Source organism: Sinorhizobium numidicum (assembly GCF_029892045.1).
Taxonomy (GTDB): domain Bacteria; phylum Pseudomonadota; class Alphaproteobacteria; order Rhizobiales; family Rhizobiaceae; genus Sinorhizobium; species Sinorhizobium numidicum.
On the sequence record NZ_CP120367.1, the window covers coordinates 332397 to 347205 of the forward strand.

The 14809-nt window shown below is 58.6% G+C and carries 14 protein-coding genes; 7 read left to right on the forward strand and 7 right to left on the reverse strand.

Features of this window, described 5'->3' with window-relative positions; genetic code table 11:
* Nucleotides 1-175: 175 nt before the first annotated feature.
* From PYH37_RS01570 to PYH37_RS01595, 6 genes are all read left to right on the forward strand, one after another.
* Nucleotides 176-1492, forward strand: a complete 1317-nt coding sequence (locus PYH37_RS01570; protein WP_280731708.1) for a polysaccharide biosynthesis/export family protein — start codon at nucleotides 176-178, stop codon at nucleotides 1490-1492.
* A gap of 83 nt (nucleotides 1493-1575) precedes the next feature.
* Nucleotides 1576-2454 carry a glucose-1-phosphate thymidylyltransferase RfbA gene (rfbA, locus tag PYH37_RS01575; protein ID WP_280731709.1) on the forward strand — a complete coding sequence of 293 codons (879 nt, stop codon included), beginning with the start codon at nucleotides 1576-1578 and terminating at the stop codon, nucleotides 2452-2454.
* Entirely contained in the window at nucleotides 2451-3032 is a 582-nt protein-coding gene (gene rfbC / locus PYH37_RS01580) for a dTDP-4-dehydrorhamnose 3,5-epimerase (protein ID WP_280731710.1), read from the forward strand. Before rfbA ends, rfbC begins: the two co-directional genes overlap by 4 nt.
* Nucleotides 3029-4096 carry a dTDP-glucose 4,6-dehydratase gene (rfbB, locus tag PYH37_RS01585; protein WP_280731711.1) on the forward strand — a complete coding sequence of 356 codons (1068 nt, stop codon included), beginning with the start codon at nucleotides 3029-3031 and terminating at the stop codon, nucleotides 4094-4096. Before rfbC ends, rfbB begins: the two co-directional genes overlap by 4 nt.
* Nucleotides 4093-5013, forward strand: coding sequence for a dTDP-4-dehydrorhamnose reductase (gene rfbD, locus PYH37_RS01590; RefSeq protein WP_280731712.1), 921 nt, complete (start codon nucleotides 4093-4095; stop codon nucleotides 5011-5013). The genes rfbB and rfbD overlap by 4 nt, the downstream gene beginning before the upstream one ends.
* 6 nt (nucleotides 5014-5019) lie before the next feature.
* Entirely contained in the window at nucleotides 5020-6519 is a 1500-nt protein-coding gene (locus tag PYH37_RS01595; RefSeq protein WP_280731713.1) for an O-antigen translocase, read from the forward strand.
* 51 nt (nucleotides 6520-6570) lie between these two features.
* Here PYH37_RS01595 and PYH37_RS01600 read toward each other — a convergent pair whose 3' ends face one another.
* From PYH37_RS01600 to PYH37_RS01625, 6 genes are read right to left on the reverse strand one after another with little or no spacing between them, the layout of a single operon-like run.
* On the reverse strand, nucleotides 6571-7764 hold the full coding sequence (locus tag PYH37_RS01600; protein WP_280731714.1) for a DegT/DnrJ/EryC1/StrS family aminotransferase: 1194 nt from the start codon (nucleotides 7762-7764) through the stop codon (nucleotides 6571-6573).
* Entirely contained in the window at nucleotides 7761-8735 is a 975-nt protein-coding gene (locus PYH37_RS01605) for an NAD-dependent epimerase/dehydratase family protein (RefSeq protein WP_280731715.1), read from the reverse strand. The genes PYH37_RS01600 and PYH37_RS01605 overlap by 4 nt, the downstream gene beginning before the upstream one ends.
* Before the next feature lie 8 nt (nucleotides 8736-8743).
* Nucleotides 8744-9451: an acyltransferase gene (locus tag PYH37_RS01610; RefSeq protein WP_280731716.1), complete on the reverse strand. Its 708-nt coding sequence runs from the start codon at nucleotides 9449-9451 to the stop codon at nucleotides 8744-8746.
* Nucleotides 9441-10547, reverse strand: coding sequence for a DegT/DnrJ/EryC1/StrS family aminotransferase (locus tag PYH37_RS01615; protein WP_280731717.1), 1107 nt, complete (start codon nucleotides 10545-10547; stop codon nucleotides 9441-9443). Before PYH37_RS01615 ends, PYH37_RS01610 begins: the two co-directional genes overlap by 11 nt.
* Complete coding sequence (locus tag PYH37_RS01620; RefSeq protein WP_280731718.1) at nucleotides 10544-11581, reverse strand: Gfo/Idh/MocA family protein; 1038 nt, start codon at nucleotides 11579-11581, stop codon at nucleotides 10544-10546. Before PYH37_RS01620 ends, PYH37_RS01615 begins: the two co-directional genes overlap by 4 nt.
* 1 nt (nucleotide 11582) lies before the next feature.
* Nucleotides 11583-12083: an acyltransferase gene (locus PYH37_RS01625; RefSeq protein WP_280731720.1), complete on the reverse strand. Its 501-nt coding sequence runs from the start codon at nucleotides 12081-12083 to the stop codon at nucleotides 11583-11585.
* Nucleotides 12084-12562: 479 nt separating this feature from the next.
* Here PYH37_RS01625 and PYH37_RS01630 point away from each other — a divergent pair, with 479 nt between their 5' ends.
* Nucleotides 12563-13636, forward strand: coding sequence for a glycosyltransferase (locus PYH37_RS01630; RefSeq protein ID WP_280731721.1), 1074 nt, complete (start codon nucleotides 12563-12565; stop codon nucleotides 13634-13636).
* A gap of 3 nt (nucleotides 13637-13639) precedes the next feature.
* Here PYH37_RS01630 and PYH37_RS32340 read toward each other — a convergent pair whose 3' ends face one another.
* A complete protein-coding gene (locus tag PYH37_RS32340) occupies nucleotides 13640-14686 on the reverse strand; it encodes a glycosyltransferase family 4 protein (protein WP_425336065.1) in 1047 nt (348 codons plus the stop codon).
* Nucleotides 14687-14809: the final 123 nt, after the last annotated feature.

Consider the following 14809-nt stretch of genomic DNA (forward strand, 5'->3'; position numbering starts at 1 on the left):
TGGGTCGGCGCCTTCTTTTCTGCCTTTATCAATATTGATGAAGCGGAACCGCCTGCCTTCCCCTTCTCAACATTCCGATAATTTGCACACTGATCCGCATGGCGTCAGAGCGATCGACGCAACGGCATTGAGACTGGGGAAAGACATGAACGGATCCCGGAGACTGGGGAAAGACATGAACGGATCCCGCCGTGCTTATCACGCCTTGCTCCATAAGGTCTTTATTTTGGGGGCACTCGCCGTCTTTAGCGGGATATCGACCCCAGCCTTCGCTGATGTCTCTCAGCTTGGCCCGCAAACAAAACTTCGCCTGACGATTGTCCAGTGGATGCCCACTAAGGGCGAATACCAACAATGGGAGGCGCTCGGCGGGGAACTCATCGTTTCCGAGGCGGGTACGATTTCACTCCCAGTCTTAGGAATGATTGCCGTCGGCAATTTCGACCCACCAGGACTTGCAACAGAAATAGCCAAGCGTCTGCAAGCCAAAATCGGTTTAGTCGAAGTGCCCGAGACGACCGTTGAAATCTTAGAATACCCGCCGGTGTATGTCGTGGGAGACGTGGCAAGTCCCGGGGAATACAAGTTCCGCCCCGGGTTGACCGCATTGCAGGCGCTGGCAATGAGCGGCGGCGAGTTTCGCGAGACAAATTCCGGGCCGCGAGACAAAATAGAGCTCATCGGCGAATTGCAGGGAACCGACCTGGCGCTGCTGCGAAGCCATGCGAGGATAGCAAGGCTGCAAGCGGAGATGGCGGGAGCGAAGGAAATACAATTTCCGCAGCCCTTTGGCGCCGATAGCACGCTTGCCGCGGCAATCCACAACCAGGAAAGAATTATTTTTTCGGCACGTGCAAACGTGCTTGCGCGGCAATCGAAGTCATTTTCCGAGCTGCGCAATCTCCTTACGCAGGAAATCCGGGTCCTCGAAGAAAAGGTCGACGGTGCGGAGGTCAGCATAGTAGTGGCCGAGCAACAGCTCAAGGGCGTGAAGACCCTTGTCGAACGGGGCGTCACCGTCTCATCGCGCCAGTCGGACCTGGAGCGCGAACTCGCCGGCTATCGCGCCGATCGCCTGGACTTCGTGACCGCCATCATGCGGGCCCGGCAGAACATCAGTGAAACGACGCGCAATCTCGAGGGTCTCATTGACAAGCATCAGTCGGATATCGCGACCGAACTGCAGGCGGAACAGGCGACGCTTGAACAGCTCAAACTGCAGCGCGCGACCAAGGAAAAACTGCTGATTGACACGCTCTCTGCGGCTGAGGGTTCGGTGCAGCGCGACGAAGAAGACGGGTCGGTTACCTTCATCATCACGCGGAGAGGAGGCGGAAAAATTATCGAGCTTCCTGCGTCTCAGGCGACGGCACTGATGCCTGGAGACGTCGTCAGAATCGCTCGTCGCGCTTCACATAACACTGATTTGTCTCCGGCGCCCCTGGGCTCGTCTCGTTTAGCCGACCCACGATCCGAGCGACCCAGCCAATGACTCGCGTCGACGGTGCGTCACTCAACATGCCGTCGTCATTGCCAGAGTTTTCGGCCCGCCGAAGCAAGTATGGGGGAGGGAAAATGAAAGGGATAATACTTGCGGGAGGAAATGGTACCCGGCTGTACCCGCTCACTATTGCCGTGTCGAAGCAGATCCTGCCGATCTACGACAAGCCAATGGTTTACTATCCTCTAAGCGTTCTGATGCTCACCGGAATCCGTGAGATTCTCATAATCTCGACGCCGCGCGATCTGCCCTGCTTCGAAGCGCTTCTTGGCGACGGATCCGATCTTGGTCTCAGCTTGTCTTACGCCGAGCAGCCGCACCCGAATGGATTGGCCGAAGCCTTCATCATCGGCCGCGACTTCGTTGGCGGCGGCAACGTCGCGATGATATTGGGGGATAATATCTTCTTCGGTAACGGATTACCGGCTGTCTGCCGCGAGGCCGCTTCCCGGCAACGAGGCGCTTCCGTATTCGCTTATCGCGTAGATGATCCGGAGCGCTACGGCATAGTCACGTTCGACAAGTCGACCGGTAAGGCGACGACTATCGAAGAGAAGCCGGCGATCCCGAAGTCCAACTGGGCGGTGACTGGTCTCTATTTCTACGACAATGACGTGGCAGACATCGCCTCTTCGATCGAACCTTCGGCACGCGGCGAGCTCGAGATCACCACGATCAACAATATCTATCTCGCGCGCGACGAGTTGCACGTGTGCCAGCTTGGCCGGGGCTATGCGTGGCTGGACACCGGCACCTATGACAGTTTGCACGACGCCTCGTCTTTCGTGCGGACGGTCGAACGCCGCCAGGGTGTTCAGATAGCCTGCCCCGAAGAGATCGCCTTGGACATGGGCTGGCTCGGACCAGAGGAGGTGTTGAAGCGGGCCTGTACACTCGGCAAGACCGCCTACGCCGCATATCTCCGTCGCCGCGTGGAGGAGTACGTCGGATGAGCCTTGAGATCAAACCGCTTGGGTTGGACGGGGTTCTGGAAATTTTGCCCCAGAGGATTGGCGACGAACGCGGCTTTTTCTCCGAGACATGGAATGCACAAAAGCTTGCCGAACTGGGTGTGACGTTGAATTTCGTCCAGGACAATCACTCCTATTCGCGCACCAAAGGTGTGTTGCGCGGACTGCATTACCAACTGCCGCCCTACGCGCAGGACAAGTTGGTAAGAGTCGCGAAGGGCGCCATTCTCGACGTCGCGGTCGACATCCGCAGAGGCTCGCCAAGTTTCGCGAAATGGATCGCGATCGAGATTTCCGCGGAAAGATGGAATCAAGTCCTGGTACCCAGGGGATTCGCGCATGGTTTCGTAACCCTGCAGCCCGACACCGAAGTAATCTATAAGGTCACGAACCACTACTCGGCCGCGCACGATCGTTCGATCCGTTTCGACGACCCTTACATTGGCATCATATGGACTTTGCCCGCATCCGATCTCCAGCTATCAGAAAAGGACCGGAGCGCACCATCTTTGGAAGAGGCCGAGGTCTTCGACTTCCCGGAAGGAGGGGGCCGCGGATGAACATTCTCGTGACCGGCGGCGCCGGTTTCATCGGCTCTGCCCTTTGCCGACATCTCGCGGTGGTCCCGGAAAACAGGGTTATCAACCTCGACAAGCTGACCTATGCCGGGAATCAGGCGTCGCTTTGGGAGATTGAGGATTTGCCTAACTACCGCTTCGTCAAAGGTGACGTATGCGATGAGGCACTCGTCGCAGATCTCCTGCGTGCGGAAAATATCAACCGCATCATGCATCTGGCGGCAGAGACGCATGTGGATCGATCGATCGACGGACCGACGACGTTTATTGAAAGCAACATTCTTGGCACGTTTCGGCTGCTCCAGGCTGCCTTGAAATATTGGCGCGGGCTGTCGAAACCAGAGGCTCAGAACTTCCGCTTTCACCATGTCTCCACCGACGAAGTATTTGGCGACCTTGCTTTCGATGGGAGCATGTTCAACGAACGCAGCCCCTATGCCCCGTCTTCGCCCTATTCCGCTTCAAAAGCGGCTTCCGATCACCTCGTCCGCGCCTGGCATCATACGTTCGGGCTGCCTGTCGTTCTGTCCAATTGTTCGAACAACTATGGTCCGTTTCACTTTCCCGAGAAGCTGGTGCCTCTGGTCATCCTGAATGCCCTAGGGGACAAGCCCCTGCCGATCTACGGCAACGGAGCAAATGTCCGTGACTGGCTCTATGTCGACGATCATGCGCGGGCACTGGAACTGGTCGCTGCTAGGGGTAAGAACGGCGAGAGCTACAATATCGGAGGAGACTCGGAACGCAGCAATCTCTGCGTAGTGGAGACAATCTGCGATATTCTCGACCACAAGAGGCCACGCTGCAAAGATGGAAGCTACCGCAATCTCATCACCTTCGTTGCCGATCGGCCGGGTCACGACCGGCGCTACGCTATGGACACGTCCAAGATAAAACGCGAGCTAGACTGGCAACCGCAGGAAAGTTTCGAGACCGGACTGGCCAAGACGATCGACTGGTATCTAGAAAACGACTGGTGGTGGCAGCCGATCCGTGATCGCAGTTATTGGGGCGAGCGCCTCGGCAGGCCGGTGGCAGCGCAATGAAAATCTTGGTTACCGGCACGAAAGGTCAGGTCGTTACGAGCGTCGTCGAGGCCGCGGCACGGCTGCGGGGTGCCGAATTGATCACCCTCGGTCGACCTGAATTCGACCTTACCGAGCCTCTTGCGATCAAAGAAGCGATCGTAGCGGCGAAACCCGACATCGTGATTTCGGCGGCTGCCTACACTGCCGTCGATCGAGCTGAGGACGAGCCCGACTTGGCTTACGCCGTCAATGTAGTTGGAGCGGCGAGCGTCGCCGAGGCAGCGGCAAGTCTCCGTGTGCCTATCATTCATCTATCGACGGATTACGTGTTCTCAGGCGAGGGTCGAGGCCCTCGCCGGGAAGATGACGAGACTAGGCCGCACAGCGTTTATGGCTCCACCAAGCTCGAAGGCGAGCGCGCGATCGCGAGCCTTACGCCGCATCACATCATCCTGCGGACAAGCTGGGTCTATAGCCCCTTCGGTGGTAACTTCGTCAAGACGATGCTGAGGCTTGCCGAAAGCCGAGAGACACTGTCGGTCGTCTCCGACCAATACGGCTGTCCGACTTCGGCGCTCGATCTCGCGGCCGCAATACTCATAATCGCTACGCAACCGATAAGAGATCGCTTCGGCGTCTATCACCTCGCCGGAGCGGGCGAGAGCAATCGGTCCGGTTTCGCTAGGCAGATCCTTGCCGCCAGCCGCAGGCATGGCGGCCCGTTCGCAGACGTGCGCGACATTGCCAGCGCCGATTACCCGACGAAAGCTCGGTGCCCGCAGGACTCGCGCCTTTGCACCGAAAAGTTCGAGAAGACATTTGGTTGGCATCTCCCCGCCTGGCAAATCAGCACCGAAACGGTGGTCCAGCGCATTCTCCACCAGGATCAATCAACAACTTTGCCGGAGCGCCGCCATAGCGTCAAGGCTAGGTGACGTCTAATGGATTCGCGCGCAAGCTCCGGCGGTGAGCAGACCTATACCCAGATCCTCAAGTCGACGACTCTGATCGGCGGCTCGTCGCTCATCAATGTGGCCTTTGCCATCACCCGCAACAAGACGATTGCCCTGCTCCTCGGTCCGGCGGGGGTGGGGTTGATGGGTCTTTACAGTTCCATAGCTGACGTTGCATACGCGGTGGCGGGTTTCGGAATCCAGGCAAGCGGCGTGCGCCAGATCGCGGCGGCGGTGGGCACCGGTGACACGGAAAGGATCGCCCGCACGGCGAACGTCCTGAGGCGTACATCCGTCATCCTCGGTGTTGTCGGGGCACTTTTTCTCGCGGCGCTCGCGTTTCCGGTCGCAGATTTCACCTTTGGCGAGAACGGACATGCCGCCGGCGTCGCCCTGCTGTCGGCGGCAATCCTTTTCCGCCTGCTGGCCGACGGGCAAATCGCCCTGATCCAGGGCATGCGGGACATTGCCAGTCTCGTCCGTATCAACGTCGTAGGGGCGTTCTTCGGCACGGTGATCACCATTCCCCTGATTTATCTCTTCGGCACATCTGGGATTGTGGCCTCTCTGGTGGCCGTCGCGGCGGTCACGCTTGCGACCTGCTGGTGGTACGGCAGGCGGATACGCGTAAGCACACCGCCGATGTCAACCCAGCAGGTTCGGCAGGAGACCGCTTCGCTCTTGAAACTGGGCCTAGTCTTCATGGCGAGTGGGTTCCTGACGCTGGGGGCAGCCTATGCGATTCGCATCATCGTCTTCAGAGCGGAAGGCATCACCGCAGCTGGGTTCTACCAGGCGGCCTGGACGGTTGGCGGGTTCTATGCCAGCTTCATCCTGCAGTCGATGGGCACTGATTTCTATCCGCGTTTGACAGCAGTCGCAGGCAACAATGCTGAATGCAACCGCCTCGTCAACGAGCAGGCGCAGATCAGCATACTCATTGCCGGGCCCGGTCTCATTGCCACATTGACCGCTGCGCCGCTGGTGATGAGACTGTTTTATTCTCCTGAGTTCTATGCCGCAGTGGACCTTCTTCGCTGGATCTGCCTAGGAATGATGCTCCGTGTCATCGCATGGCCAATGGGGTTCGTCGTTCTCGCCAAGGGTGCAAAGAGCGCCTTCTTCTGGACGGAAGTTGCGGCAACCCTGGTCCATGTCGGCCTGGCATGGCTCTTTGTCGGTAAATTCGGCTCGCTCGGTGCGGGCGCTGCGTTTTTCGGTCTTTATGTCTGGCACAGCATATGGATCTACGCGATCGCACGGCGGCTCTCGGACTTTCGCTGGTCCACGGCCAACCGCAAGCTCGGGCTGATCTTTCTGCCCACATCAGGGGCCGTCTTTGCTGCCCTTCTCGTGCTGCCATTCTGGCAGGCAACGGCGCTTGGTCTCTTGGCCGCGATGCTGAGCGGGGTCTATTCGCTGCGCATGCTCATGACACTCGTGCCACTGACCGCAACACTCCGGACCTGGCGCTCAAAGTCGGCATAGTCGATAACTGCGGCTGCAGCTGCAATGCACAGGGAAAAGTGTGAGGGGGCTTCAGATCGCGCGCAGTGCCGTGGGTTCGGCGAACGCGGGAATGGACAGAAGCTCCTCGACGACCAGCACCACATCGAAGTCCGTCATCTGCGCATACAAAGGCAGGATTACTGATCCCTGCTGCGCCTCGACGCTCCGCGCGAGGCTGGTCGCCGCCCGATGCGTGGCCTTGTCGGAGTAAGCTTGTTCCAGATGGATGTTCATGATGCCCCGGCGGGTCGAGATGCCGCGGTCGAGCAAGGTCTGCATCGTCTCCCGCTGGTCGATCCAGTCGGGCAAGGCGACGCAATAGCTCTGCCAATTACTCCGTGACCAATCCGGCTCAACGGGCGTAGTCAGTCCGGGAATCCCGGAAAGGCGATCGGTGTATTGTCGTGCAACTTCTCTTCGCCGGGTGACGAGCCCCGGAAGTCGCTTCAACTGTTCCCGGCCGATCGCCGCCTGTAGATCGGTCATGCGGTAGTTATAGCCGAGCTCCGGATAGTCCTCGTAGATCACCTGTTTCGAGCCGTGCCGCACAGTGTCCGGAATACTCATGCCGTGCTGTCGCCACAACCGGAATTTCTGGTCGTATTCGTCGCTGGCCGTCGTCAGCATGCCGCCGTCGCCGGTGGTGACGACCTTGCGCGGGTGAAATGAGAAGCACGCAATATCGCCATGCGGCCTGCCGATCCGTTGCCATTGACCTTCTCCAAGGATCTCGCTTCCGGCAGCACAGGCTGCATCCTCGATGACAGGGATCGAGTGACATCTGCCGATCTCGACGATGCGGCGGAGATCGCAGGGCATGCCGAGCTGATGCACACAGAGGATTGCCTTCGTGCGCGGCGTGATCGCAGCCTCTATCAGATCGGGGTTCATGTTGTAGCCGCCGGCCTCGATATCGATGAAGGCGGGCAGCGCTCCGCAGTAGCGGATTGCGTTCGCCGTGGCGATAAAGGAATGGCTGACCGTGATCACTTCGTCGCCAGCGCTCACTCCGACTGCCTTCAGTGCCAAGTGAAGCGCCGTCGTGCAGTTAGAAACGGCGCAGGCGTGAGAAGCACCGACGAATTCGGCGAATTCCTTTTCGAAGGCTGCCACCTCCGGCCCTTGCGTGACCCAGCCTGAGAGAACCACGCGCCGAACCGCCTCCACTTCCAATTCGTCGAGAACGGGTTTGGCAACCGGGATCTGGCGAGACATCTCGCTCATGCCGCTTCCCCCCCTGATACGGCGCGCTCGCGCCGCCACCACACGACCAGATCGCGGAGGCCCTCCTCGAGCGTGATCTCGGTCCTGAAGCCCAGCAGCCGTTCGGCCTTGCTCATGTCGGCCAGCCGTCGAGTCACAGCGTTCACTTTCCGTGCCGGCTCGAGTTGTGGCTCGAGCGAAGTCCCCATGATCCGGGCCAGCAGGTATGCAAGATCGCGCAGGCTCGTCTCTGTGCCGCTTGCGATGTTGAACACCTCGTCCGTGACAGTAGACTTAGCCGCCAGCACATTTGCCCGGGCGATATCGTGAACATGCACGAAGTCTAGCGTCTGCCTGTCATCGCCATAGATGATCGGCGGTAGGCCGGCCGCGATGCGTTCCATCCATCGGATCAGTACCTCCGTATAGAGACCGTGAACGTCCATGCGCGGGCCGTAGACGTTGAAATAGCGGAGCGCGACATAGTTGAGGCCGTGCATTTCGGCGAAGCTACGCAGCAGTCCCTCATTGAACGTCTTGGCGGCTCCATAAATCGTCCGGTTGTTGTAGGGATGATGGTCCTCGCTCGTCGGAAAGCTTTCGGCAAGCCCCAGCACCGAGGCAGAGGAAGCGGCAATCACCTTGCGAACCCCCGCCTTGACCGCCGTTTCGAGAACATTGAACGTGCCGCCCGCGAGGACGTCGAACGCTAGCCTCGGCTCCTCTGCGCATTGCGTGATGCGGATGGCCGCCTGGTGGAATACGATGTCGACACCTTCAAGAGATTTCGCCAGCAGCGCGCGATTCCTGATGTCGCCTTCAATAATCGTGAGCGGTCCGACGTTCGCCGCCTGGCTTAGGTTCTCCTTGCTTCCCCGTACGAAATTGTCGAGCACCACGATTTCCCGAGGCCGTTCGAGGGCCACGAGATCGGCAATGTGCGAGCCGATGAGACCGGCCCCGCCTGTGATCAGAATTCGCTTGTTCTTCATCGCCCGCCTCATTGTTCAGGGTTTTGCCGGGCCGGCGATTCCGTTCGCCAGCGCAGGAATTTCGCGGGCACGCCCGCAACGACCGCGAACGATTCGACATCGGAGACGACGACCGCGCCCGCGCCGACGAGCGCACCCTTGCCGATCGTCACGCCGGGCAGGACGGTCGCATTGGTTCCGATATCGGCCCATGCGCCGACGCGTACCGGCTTGATTTTGAGGTCGGTACTGATGATCGGCACATCGACCGGTACGCCGGTGTGATACGAGCCGAGAACCTTGGCGCCTGGACCCCAGCCTACGAAATCCTCGATCACCAGGTCACGCGCATCGAAATAGGCTTGCGGTCCGATCCAGACATTATCGCCGATCACGCAGGTCCCGTCGTAGCGGCCTTGGATGTAGGCCTGAGCACCGATGAACACCCCGTTGCCGATCTCGAACGTTTCCGGGTGCTTGAAGCCGGCTCCGCTTCCCACTTGCAAGCCACACCCGCAAGCGCGCGCGACACATTGCCAGATTACCTTGCGCATCATTGCGTCGACGAACCCGTCTCCACTCGAAAAGCGACCATAGAGCTCGATCAAGGCCGCGGCGCCGTATAATCGTCTGAGCTCCGTGACCAGGTCGCGCACATAGCTCGGATCGGCGGGTGTGTCGCCGCGACCGTGCACCGCTTGTACGACCCGGTCAGTCGGTGCGCGGTCAGTTGACATAGGCGTCCTGCTCCACTGCAGAAACTACCTGCTCGACCTGTCTCGTGCTCATCTCCGGATAAATGGGGAGCGAAAGAACCGATCGGGCAGCCGCTTCCGATCTCGGGAAATCGCCGACTTTATAGCCGAGGTCGGAGTGTGCCTTTTGCAAATGTACCGGAATAGGATAATGCAGACCCCACTGAATGCTTTCAGTGGAGAGCGCACGCTGCAGTCCGTCACGATCACGGCACCTAAGAGCGTAGATGTGATAAACGTGACGCCGCTCGGCGACTTCGACGGGCGTCTTCACGTGTGACAATCCGGCGAGCCGGGAAGTATAACGGCTAGCACGAGCCCGTCGCGTCTCAGTCCAGGCTTCGAGATGCCTGAGCTTCACGCGCAGAATCGCACCCTGGATGCCATCCATCCGATAGTTGAAGCCTTTGAGCACATGGTGATATCGCTGCTCTTGGCCCCAGTCACGCAACATGCGCATCGTTCTGGCATGATCATTATTGCTGGTGACGACAACGCCTCCCTCGCCGCAACCGCCGAGGTTCTTTCCCGGATAGAAGCTAAAACAGCCCGATACGCCGATGCTCCCGGCGCGGCGACCCTTGTATTCGGCGCCATGCGCCTGACAGGCATCCTCAATGATCGGCACGCCGTACCGATCGGCAATGACCTTGATCGCGTCCATGTCGGCCATTTGCCCATAAAGATGGACTGGCACCATCGCCTTGGTGCGTGGCGTGATCGCAGCCTCGAGCTTCGTGGCATCCATGGTCAGCGTCACTGGCTCGACGTCGACGAAGACCGGCCGCGCGCCGGTGTAACAGATTGCCGATGTGGTGGCGACGAAGGTGAAAGGAACGGTGATGACTTCATCTCCTGGGCCGACGCCCGCCGCAAGCAGCGCCAAATGGAGGGCACTTGTGCCCGTGTTGACGGCGATCGCGTGCTTCACGCTGCAATAGGCCGCAAATTCCTGTTCCAGGCGCGCAACTTCATCACCCAGGACGTATTGCCCTGAAGCGAGCACGCCCAATGCGGCCGCATTGATCTCATCCTTGATCGAGTGATATTGCGCCTTCAAGTCGAGGAAGGGAATCATGCGATCCGCCTCGCCTGTTCCAACTCGATGACACGCCCCCGCTGGGCGAGGGCCTGGGACGCGGCTTCGAGGATCCGAACGACGCGCAAACCGGCGTGACCGTCGGCAATAGGCTGCTCACTTCGTTCGATACAGTCGACGAATTGGCGCAATTCACGGGCCAATGCTTCGGTCACATCGAGATGAGGCGCATACATATCGCCGGTGCGATAGCCCACCAGCATCTGGTAGACCTTTTCGCCGTTCCGCTGTGGATCGCCGTTCAGCGTTATCCCCTTGTCATAGACCTTGATCTTCTCGCTGGGCTCCAGATCATCGTAGAGGATCATCGTTCTGCTGCCGCCGATGAGCGTACGGCGCACCTTGACCGGAGCGAGCCAGTTGACATGAATGTGGGCAATCAGCCTGCTGTCGAAGAAGAGATTGAGATAGGCGATGTTTTCCGGCTCGCCGGTGATATGACTCATGCCCGTGGCGGAGACGGCTACCGGCCGTTCCGGCAACACGTAGTCCATAATCGACAGGTCGTGCACGGCAAGATCCCAGATGACGCTGACGTCGTGCTGGAAAAGGCCAAGATTGACCCGGACCGAGTCGTAGTAATAGACATCGCCAAGACCGTTTTCGACGAGGTCCCGCATCTTCCGGACGGCGCCCGTGTGCACGAACGTATGGTCGACCGCGAGCACGAGACGTCGCCGCGCCGCTTCTTCGACCATACGCCGTGCCTCGTCCGACGTCGCCGCCATCGGCTTTTCGACGAGCACATGCTTTCCAGCCATCAGCGCCTTCATCGCAAGCTTGAAGTGCGCGGCAGGGGGGGTCGCGATCGCGACGGCATCGACGCGCGAATCGCGAAGAACCTCTTCGAACTCGTCGGTAATCTGGACCGCCGGGTAGCGGCTCTGGACTGCCGTCAGACGATCCTTGCGCAGGTCGCAGACGGAGATGAGGCGCGCACCCGGCGTCTCCCAGAAGTTGCGGACGAGGTTTGGGCCCCAGTAACCATAACCGACGACTGCGACACCGATCATTTTACGCCCCCGCTGAAATAACTCCGAATGCCCCATCCGTGACGCGTCCGATGATCCTGGCTGGTACACCGGCAACGATCGCATAGCTTGGCACGTCCTTGGTCACCACCGCGCCGGCGCCGACTTGCGCGGCCTCTCCGATCGTGACGCCCGCGAGAATGGTGGCGTTGCTGCCTATGGAGGCCCGACACTTGACCAGTGTCGGGACGACCTTCCAATCGACTTCCGACTGAAGCCCTCCGACAGGATTGACCGCCCGCGGATAGATATCGTTGGTGAACATGACGCCATGTCCGAGGAAGACGCCATCCTCGAGCGTCACGCCCTCGCAGATGAAGGAATGGCTGGAAATCTTGCAGTTTCTTCCGACCGCGACGTTCTTCTGAATTTCGACAAAGGTTCCGATGCGCGTGCCGGCGCCGAGCGTGCAACCATAAAGATTGACGAGGTCCGGATGATGGACAACGACTCCTTCATGCAGCGTGACATCGGACGCAATCATGCCGGCAAGCCCCTATCTTCTTCGTAGCGGCGGCTGAACTCGAATGAACCTGATCGGCACCCCTTCGTCTTCTCATCGGGGCAAAATGCCGAGCGTTCCAAGCTCAAAGGAATTCCTTTTCAATCGTGCAGTAAAGAAAACAATATTAAGTATTTAAGCGATCGAAAGAGGTATCCGGCTGCGCAGGAATGATGATTTGCGCTGCAACCCCGTTCGTCGCGCCGGATTAGAGCTTGGCTCTAGCCCATCGTAGCCACTTACGTTCGCCACACGGACGTAACTCTTTTGCCCGGTGCATAACCGGCAGGCGCCGACGCAGACGCCCGCCTATAGCAGACTCCGAGGCAGTCGGGGGTATTCGGAGTAGCAAATCTCCTTCATTCGTCGGCGCAGCAGCTCCGACATTTAGGTATGTGGCTCGGGCACAGATCGCCGAATACACTGGCTATCGCAATTGGGACGAAAAGACGCGAGCTGAAATGATGTATCGGGCGGCGTTTGGCTTATCTGCAGTGCGCGCAACCGCGCTGCGGCAACTCATGGCTGCAAAAAGAGCTTGGAAGAGCCGGATGCGCGTCACCATCGGGCAAGAGCCTTCGGCAAGACCAGCCATCTACTTTCTCACTCCTGACTTCCAAGAGCCCTCCGGTGGTATCAGGGTAATATACCGTCATGTCGATATACTGAATTCCGCGGGGACGAACGCGTTTGTGCTGCATCAGCGCCGAGGGTTCCGGTGTACGTGGTTCGAAAATCAAACGCGTATTGCACATGTCGGAGATACGAGGGTGCTGCGGGGAGATTTTCTCGTCATCCCGGAGGTGTGCGTCGACATCCTGGACCATCTCTCCCCAGGCACCGAATTCATAATATTCAACCAGAATGTGCACTTGACCTGGACAGCGTCGCACGACATTGCACGGCATTACGCGCCAGGCGGCGGTTTGATGGGCATCATCGCAGTCTCTGAACACAATCAACATGCGCTCCGCTATGCCTTTGGGCATGTTGATGTTTGCAGAGTGCACGTCGGCATCGACTCCGGTATATTTCACTCGGTCGAGGGCCCTCGACCAAACCGCATCGCATATATGCCGCGAAAGATGCCGGAGGATGCGAACAGAGTATTAGAACTTATTCGGGGGCGCGGCTTGCTAGAGGGTTGGGACATAGTGCGGCTAGATCGAATTCCCCAGGCTGAAGTTGCCGCGCAATTGCGGACTACGAAAATTTTCCTAGCCTTATCATACCAGGAGGGTCTTGGACTCCCACCCGCCGAAGCGATGGCCTGCGGGAACTATGTGGTCGGTTACCATGGTTTTGGGGGGAAAGAATTCTTTCGCTCGGATTTCAGTGGGATCGTCGAGACGGGTGACATCCTAGGATTCGCACAAGCAATCGAATACGCAATAGCGCACGAGAACGCACATCCGGGCTGGTGCCAAACCCGCGGCGACAGGGCATCCAAGTTCATTCTTTCAGAATATTCTCTTAAACGCGAGCGCGAAGAAGTGAAGCAGATTTATGCACGATTACTTAAGGCGAGCGACTAGGTATTATCGGGTTTCGATACGCGCGGCACTATTCGACTGTTCGTCTGCGCCCATCAAACCATCTACAATGCGCCTGCAAACATCTTGCCACCTTGACGTCGCCGACCGAGCCAGAGCTCTCGCTCCCATTGAACTTGCTTCCTCTCCATCGCAGAGCCGAAGCATTGCCTCGACCAATGAATCACGGTCGTAAGGATCAACGCGTATTGAACCGTCGCATAACAGCTCACCGCCCCCCCCACGTGTTGTAGCTATTACAGGTAATCCACAGGATGCAGCCTCGAGATAGGCGATCGGGGAAGGATCGAAAAGGCTGGGTAGGACGAAAGCTGTTGACTGAGCAAACAATTGGTCGAGTATTTTCTGCCCCCTTGGATCCTCCCGCGCGAGAAAACCATACCCTGTCACTCCAGCTTGTCTCAACGGTGGATGTTTTCCCACAACTGCGAGGGTGGCCCGCGGAAACTTTTCATGGACCCTTGCGAACGCATCTAGAACCGCAGCACCATTCTTGCGCTTCCAATCAACGCCCACGAATAAAAAACGGGGGTTTTCAAAGCTGCGCTTAATCTCGGGGTTCGATCGAGGCCTATGCCCCATCCCAACCACCCGAACTCGCTCGGGCGGAACCCCAAAGTCCTGGACCACTGATTTCCTTGCCCATTCAGTGCTCACACACGCTATCGTGGCTCTGCGACACGCGGTTTCTTGTAACCTCACCCAGGCATCGACCTTTGAGGACGGAAGGCCGAGGCTGCTTAGGTCCGAATCGGGATATCGCAGGAACAGTGCAAATGTTCCGTCATCGTATGTGGCGATCGGCGTGTGCCGTCCCCGCATTGCCGCTGCAAGGTCGTAGGTATCTGTGCCCATTGCAATAATGCCATCCAGATTTCCCGCATTTTCTATGGCCGTTGCGATTCTTAGCGACCGAGCCTTCATAACGGCTGGAGTGCGATGCGCCGTTACCCTTGAACCAGGCAATCGAGAGTGAAGCGCCGCCGCCATTTTTTGCCGAAGCGGCAGTGTACATCCTATTGGAACAACCATGAGGCCTAACGATCTGAGCCCTTCGCTCAGGCCGCGAGGCGTACCAGACCAGTTGGCGGGAGAGATGGGATCCCTGCTGGGATAAACGATTCCGATCCGGTACACCTTCGTTCCTCCGTGTAC

What these genes read in the sequence shown, in the direction of transcription:
- rfbA (WP_280731709.1), top strand. Translation starts at nt 1,576, where the DNA reads ATGAAAGGGATAATACTTGCGGGAGGAAATGGTACCCGGCTGTACCCG.
- rfbD (WP_280731712.1), top strand. Translation starts at nt 4,093, where the DNA reads ATGAAAATCTTGGTTACCGGCACGAAAGGTCAGGTCGTTACGAGCGTC.
- PYH37_RS01630 (WP_280731721.1), top strand. Translation starts at nt 12,563, where the DNA reads ATGATGTATCGGGCGGCGTTTGGCTTATCTGCAGTGCGCGCAACCGCG.
- rfbC (WP_280731710.1), top strand. Translation starts at nt 2,451, where the DNA reads ATGAGCCTTGAGATCAAACCGCTTGGGTTGGACGGGGTTCTGGAAATT.
- PYH37_RS01570 (WP_280731708.1), top strand. Translation starts at nt 176, where the DNA reads ATGAACGGATCCCGCCGTGCTTATCACGCCTTGCTCCATAAGGTCTTT.
- PYH37_RS01610 (WP_280731716.1), bottom strand. Translation starts at nt 9,451, where the DNA reads ATGTCAACTGACCGCGCACCGACTGACCGGGTCGTACAAGCGGTGCAC.
- PYH37_RS01620 (WP_280731718.1), bottom strand. Translation starts at nt 11,581, where the DNA reads ATGATCGGTGTCGCAGTCGTCGGTTATGGTTACTGGGGCCCAAACCTC.
- PYH37_RS01595 (WP_280731713.1), top strand. Translation starts at nt 5,020, where the DNA reads ATGGATTCGCGCGCAAGCTCCGGCGGTGAGCAGACCTATACCCAGATC.
- PYH37_RS01625 (WP_280731720.1), bottom strand. Translation starts at nt 12,083, where the DNA reads ATGATTGCGTCCGATGTCACGCTGCATGAAGGAGTCGTTGTCCATCAT.
- PYH37_RS01615 (WP_280731717.1), bottom strand. Translation starts at nt 10,547, where the DNA reads ATGATTCCCTTCCTCGACTTGAAGGCGCAATATCACTCGATCAAGGAT.
- PYH37_RS32340 (WP_425336065.1), bottom strand. Translation starts at nt 14,686, where the DNA reads ATGGTTGTTCCAATAGGATGTACACTGCCGCTTCGGCAAAAAATGGCG.
- rfbB (WP_280731711.1), top strand. Translation starts at nt 3,029, where the DNA reads ATGAACATTCTCGTGACCGGCGGCGCCGGTTTCATCGGCTCTGCCCTT.
- PYH37_RS01600 (WP_280731714.1), bottom strand. Translation starts at nt 7,764, where the DNA reads ATGAGCGAGATGTCTCGCCAGATCCCGGTTGCCAAACCCGTTCTCGAC.
- PYH37_RS01605 (WP_280731715.1), bottom strand. Translation starts at nt 8,735, where the DNA reads ATGAAGAACAAGCGAATTCTGATCACAGGCGGGGCCGGTCTCATCGGC.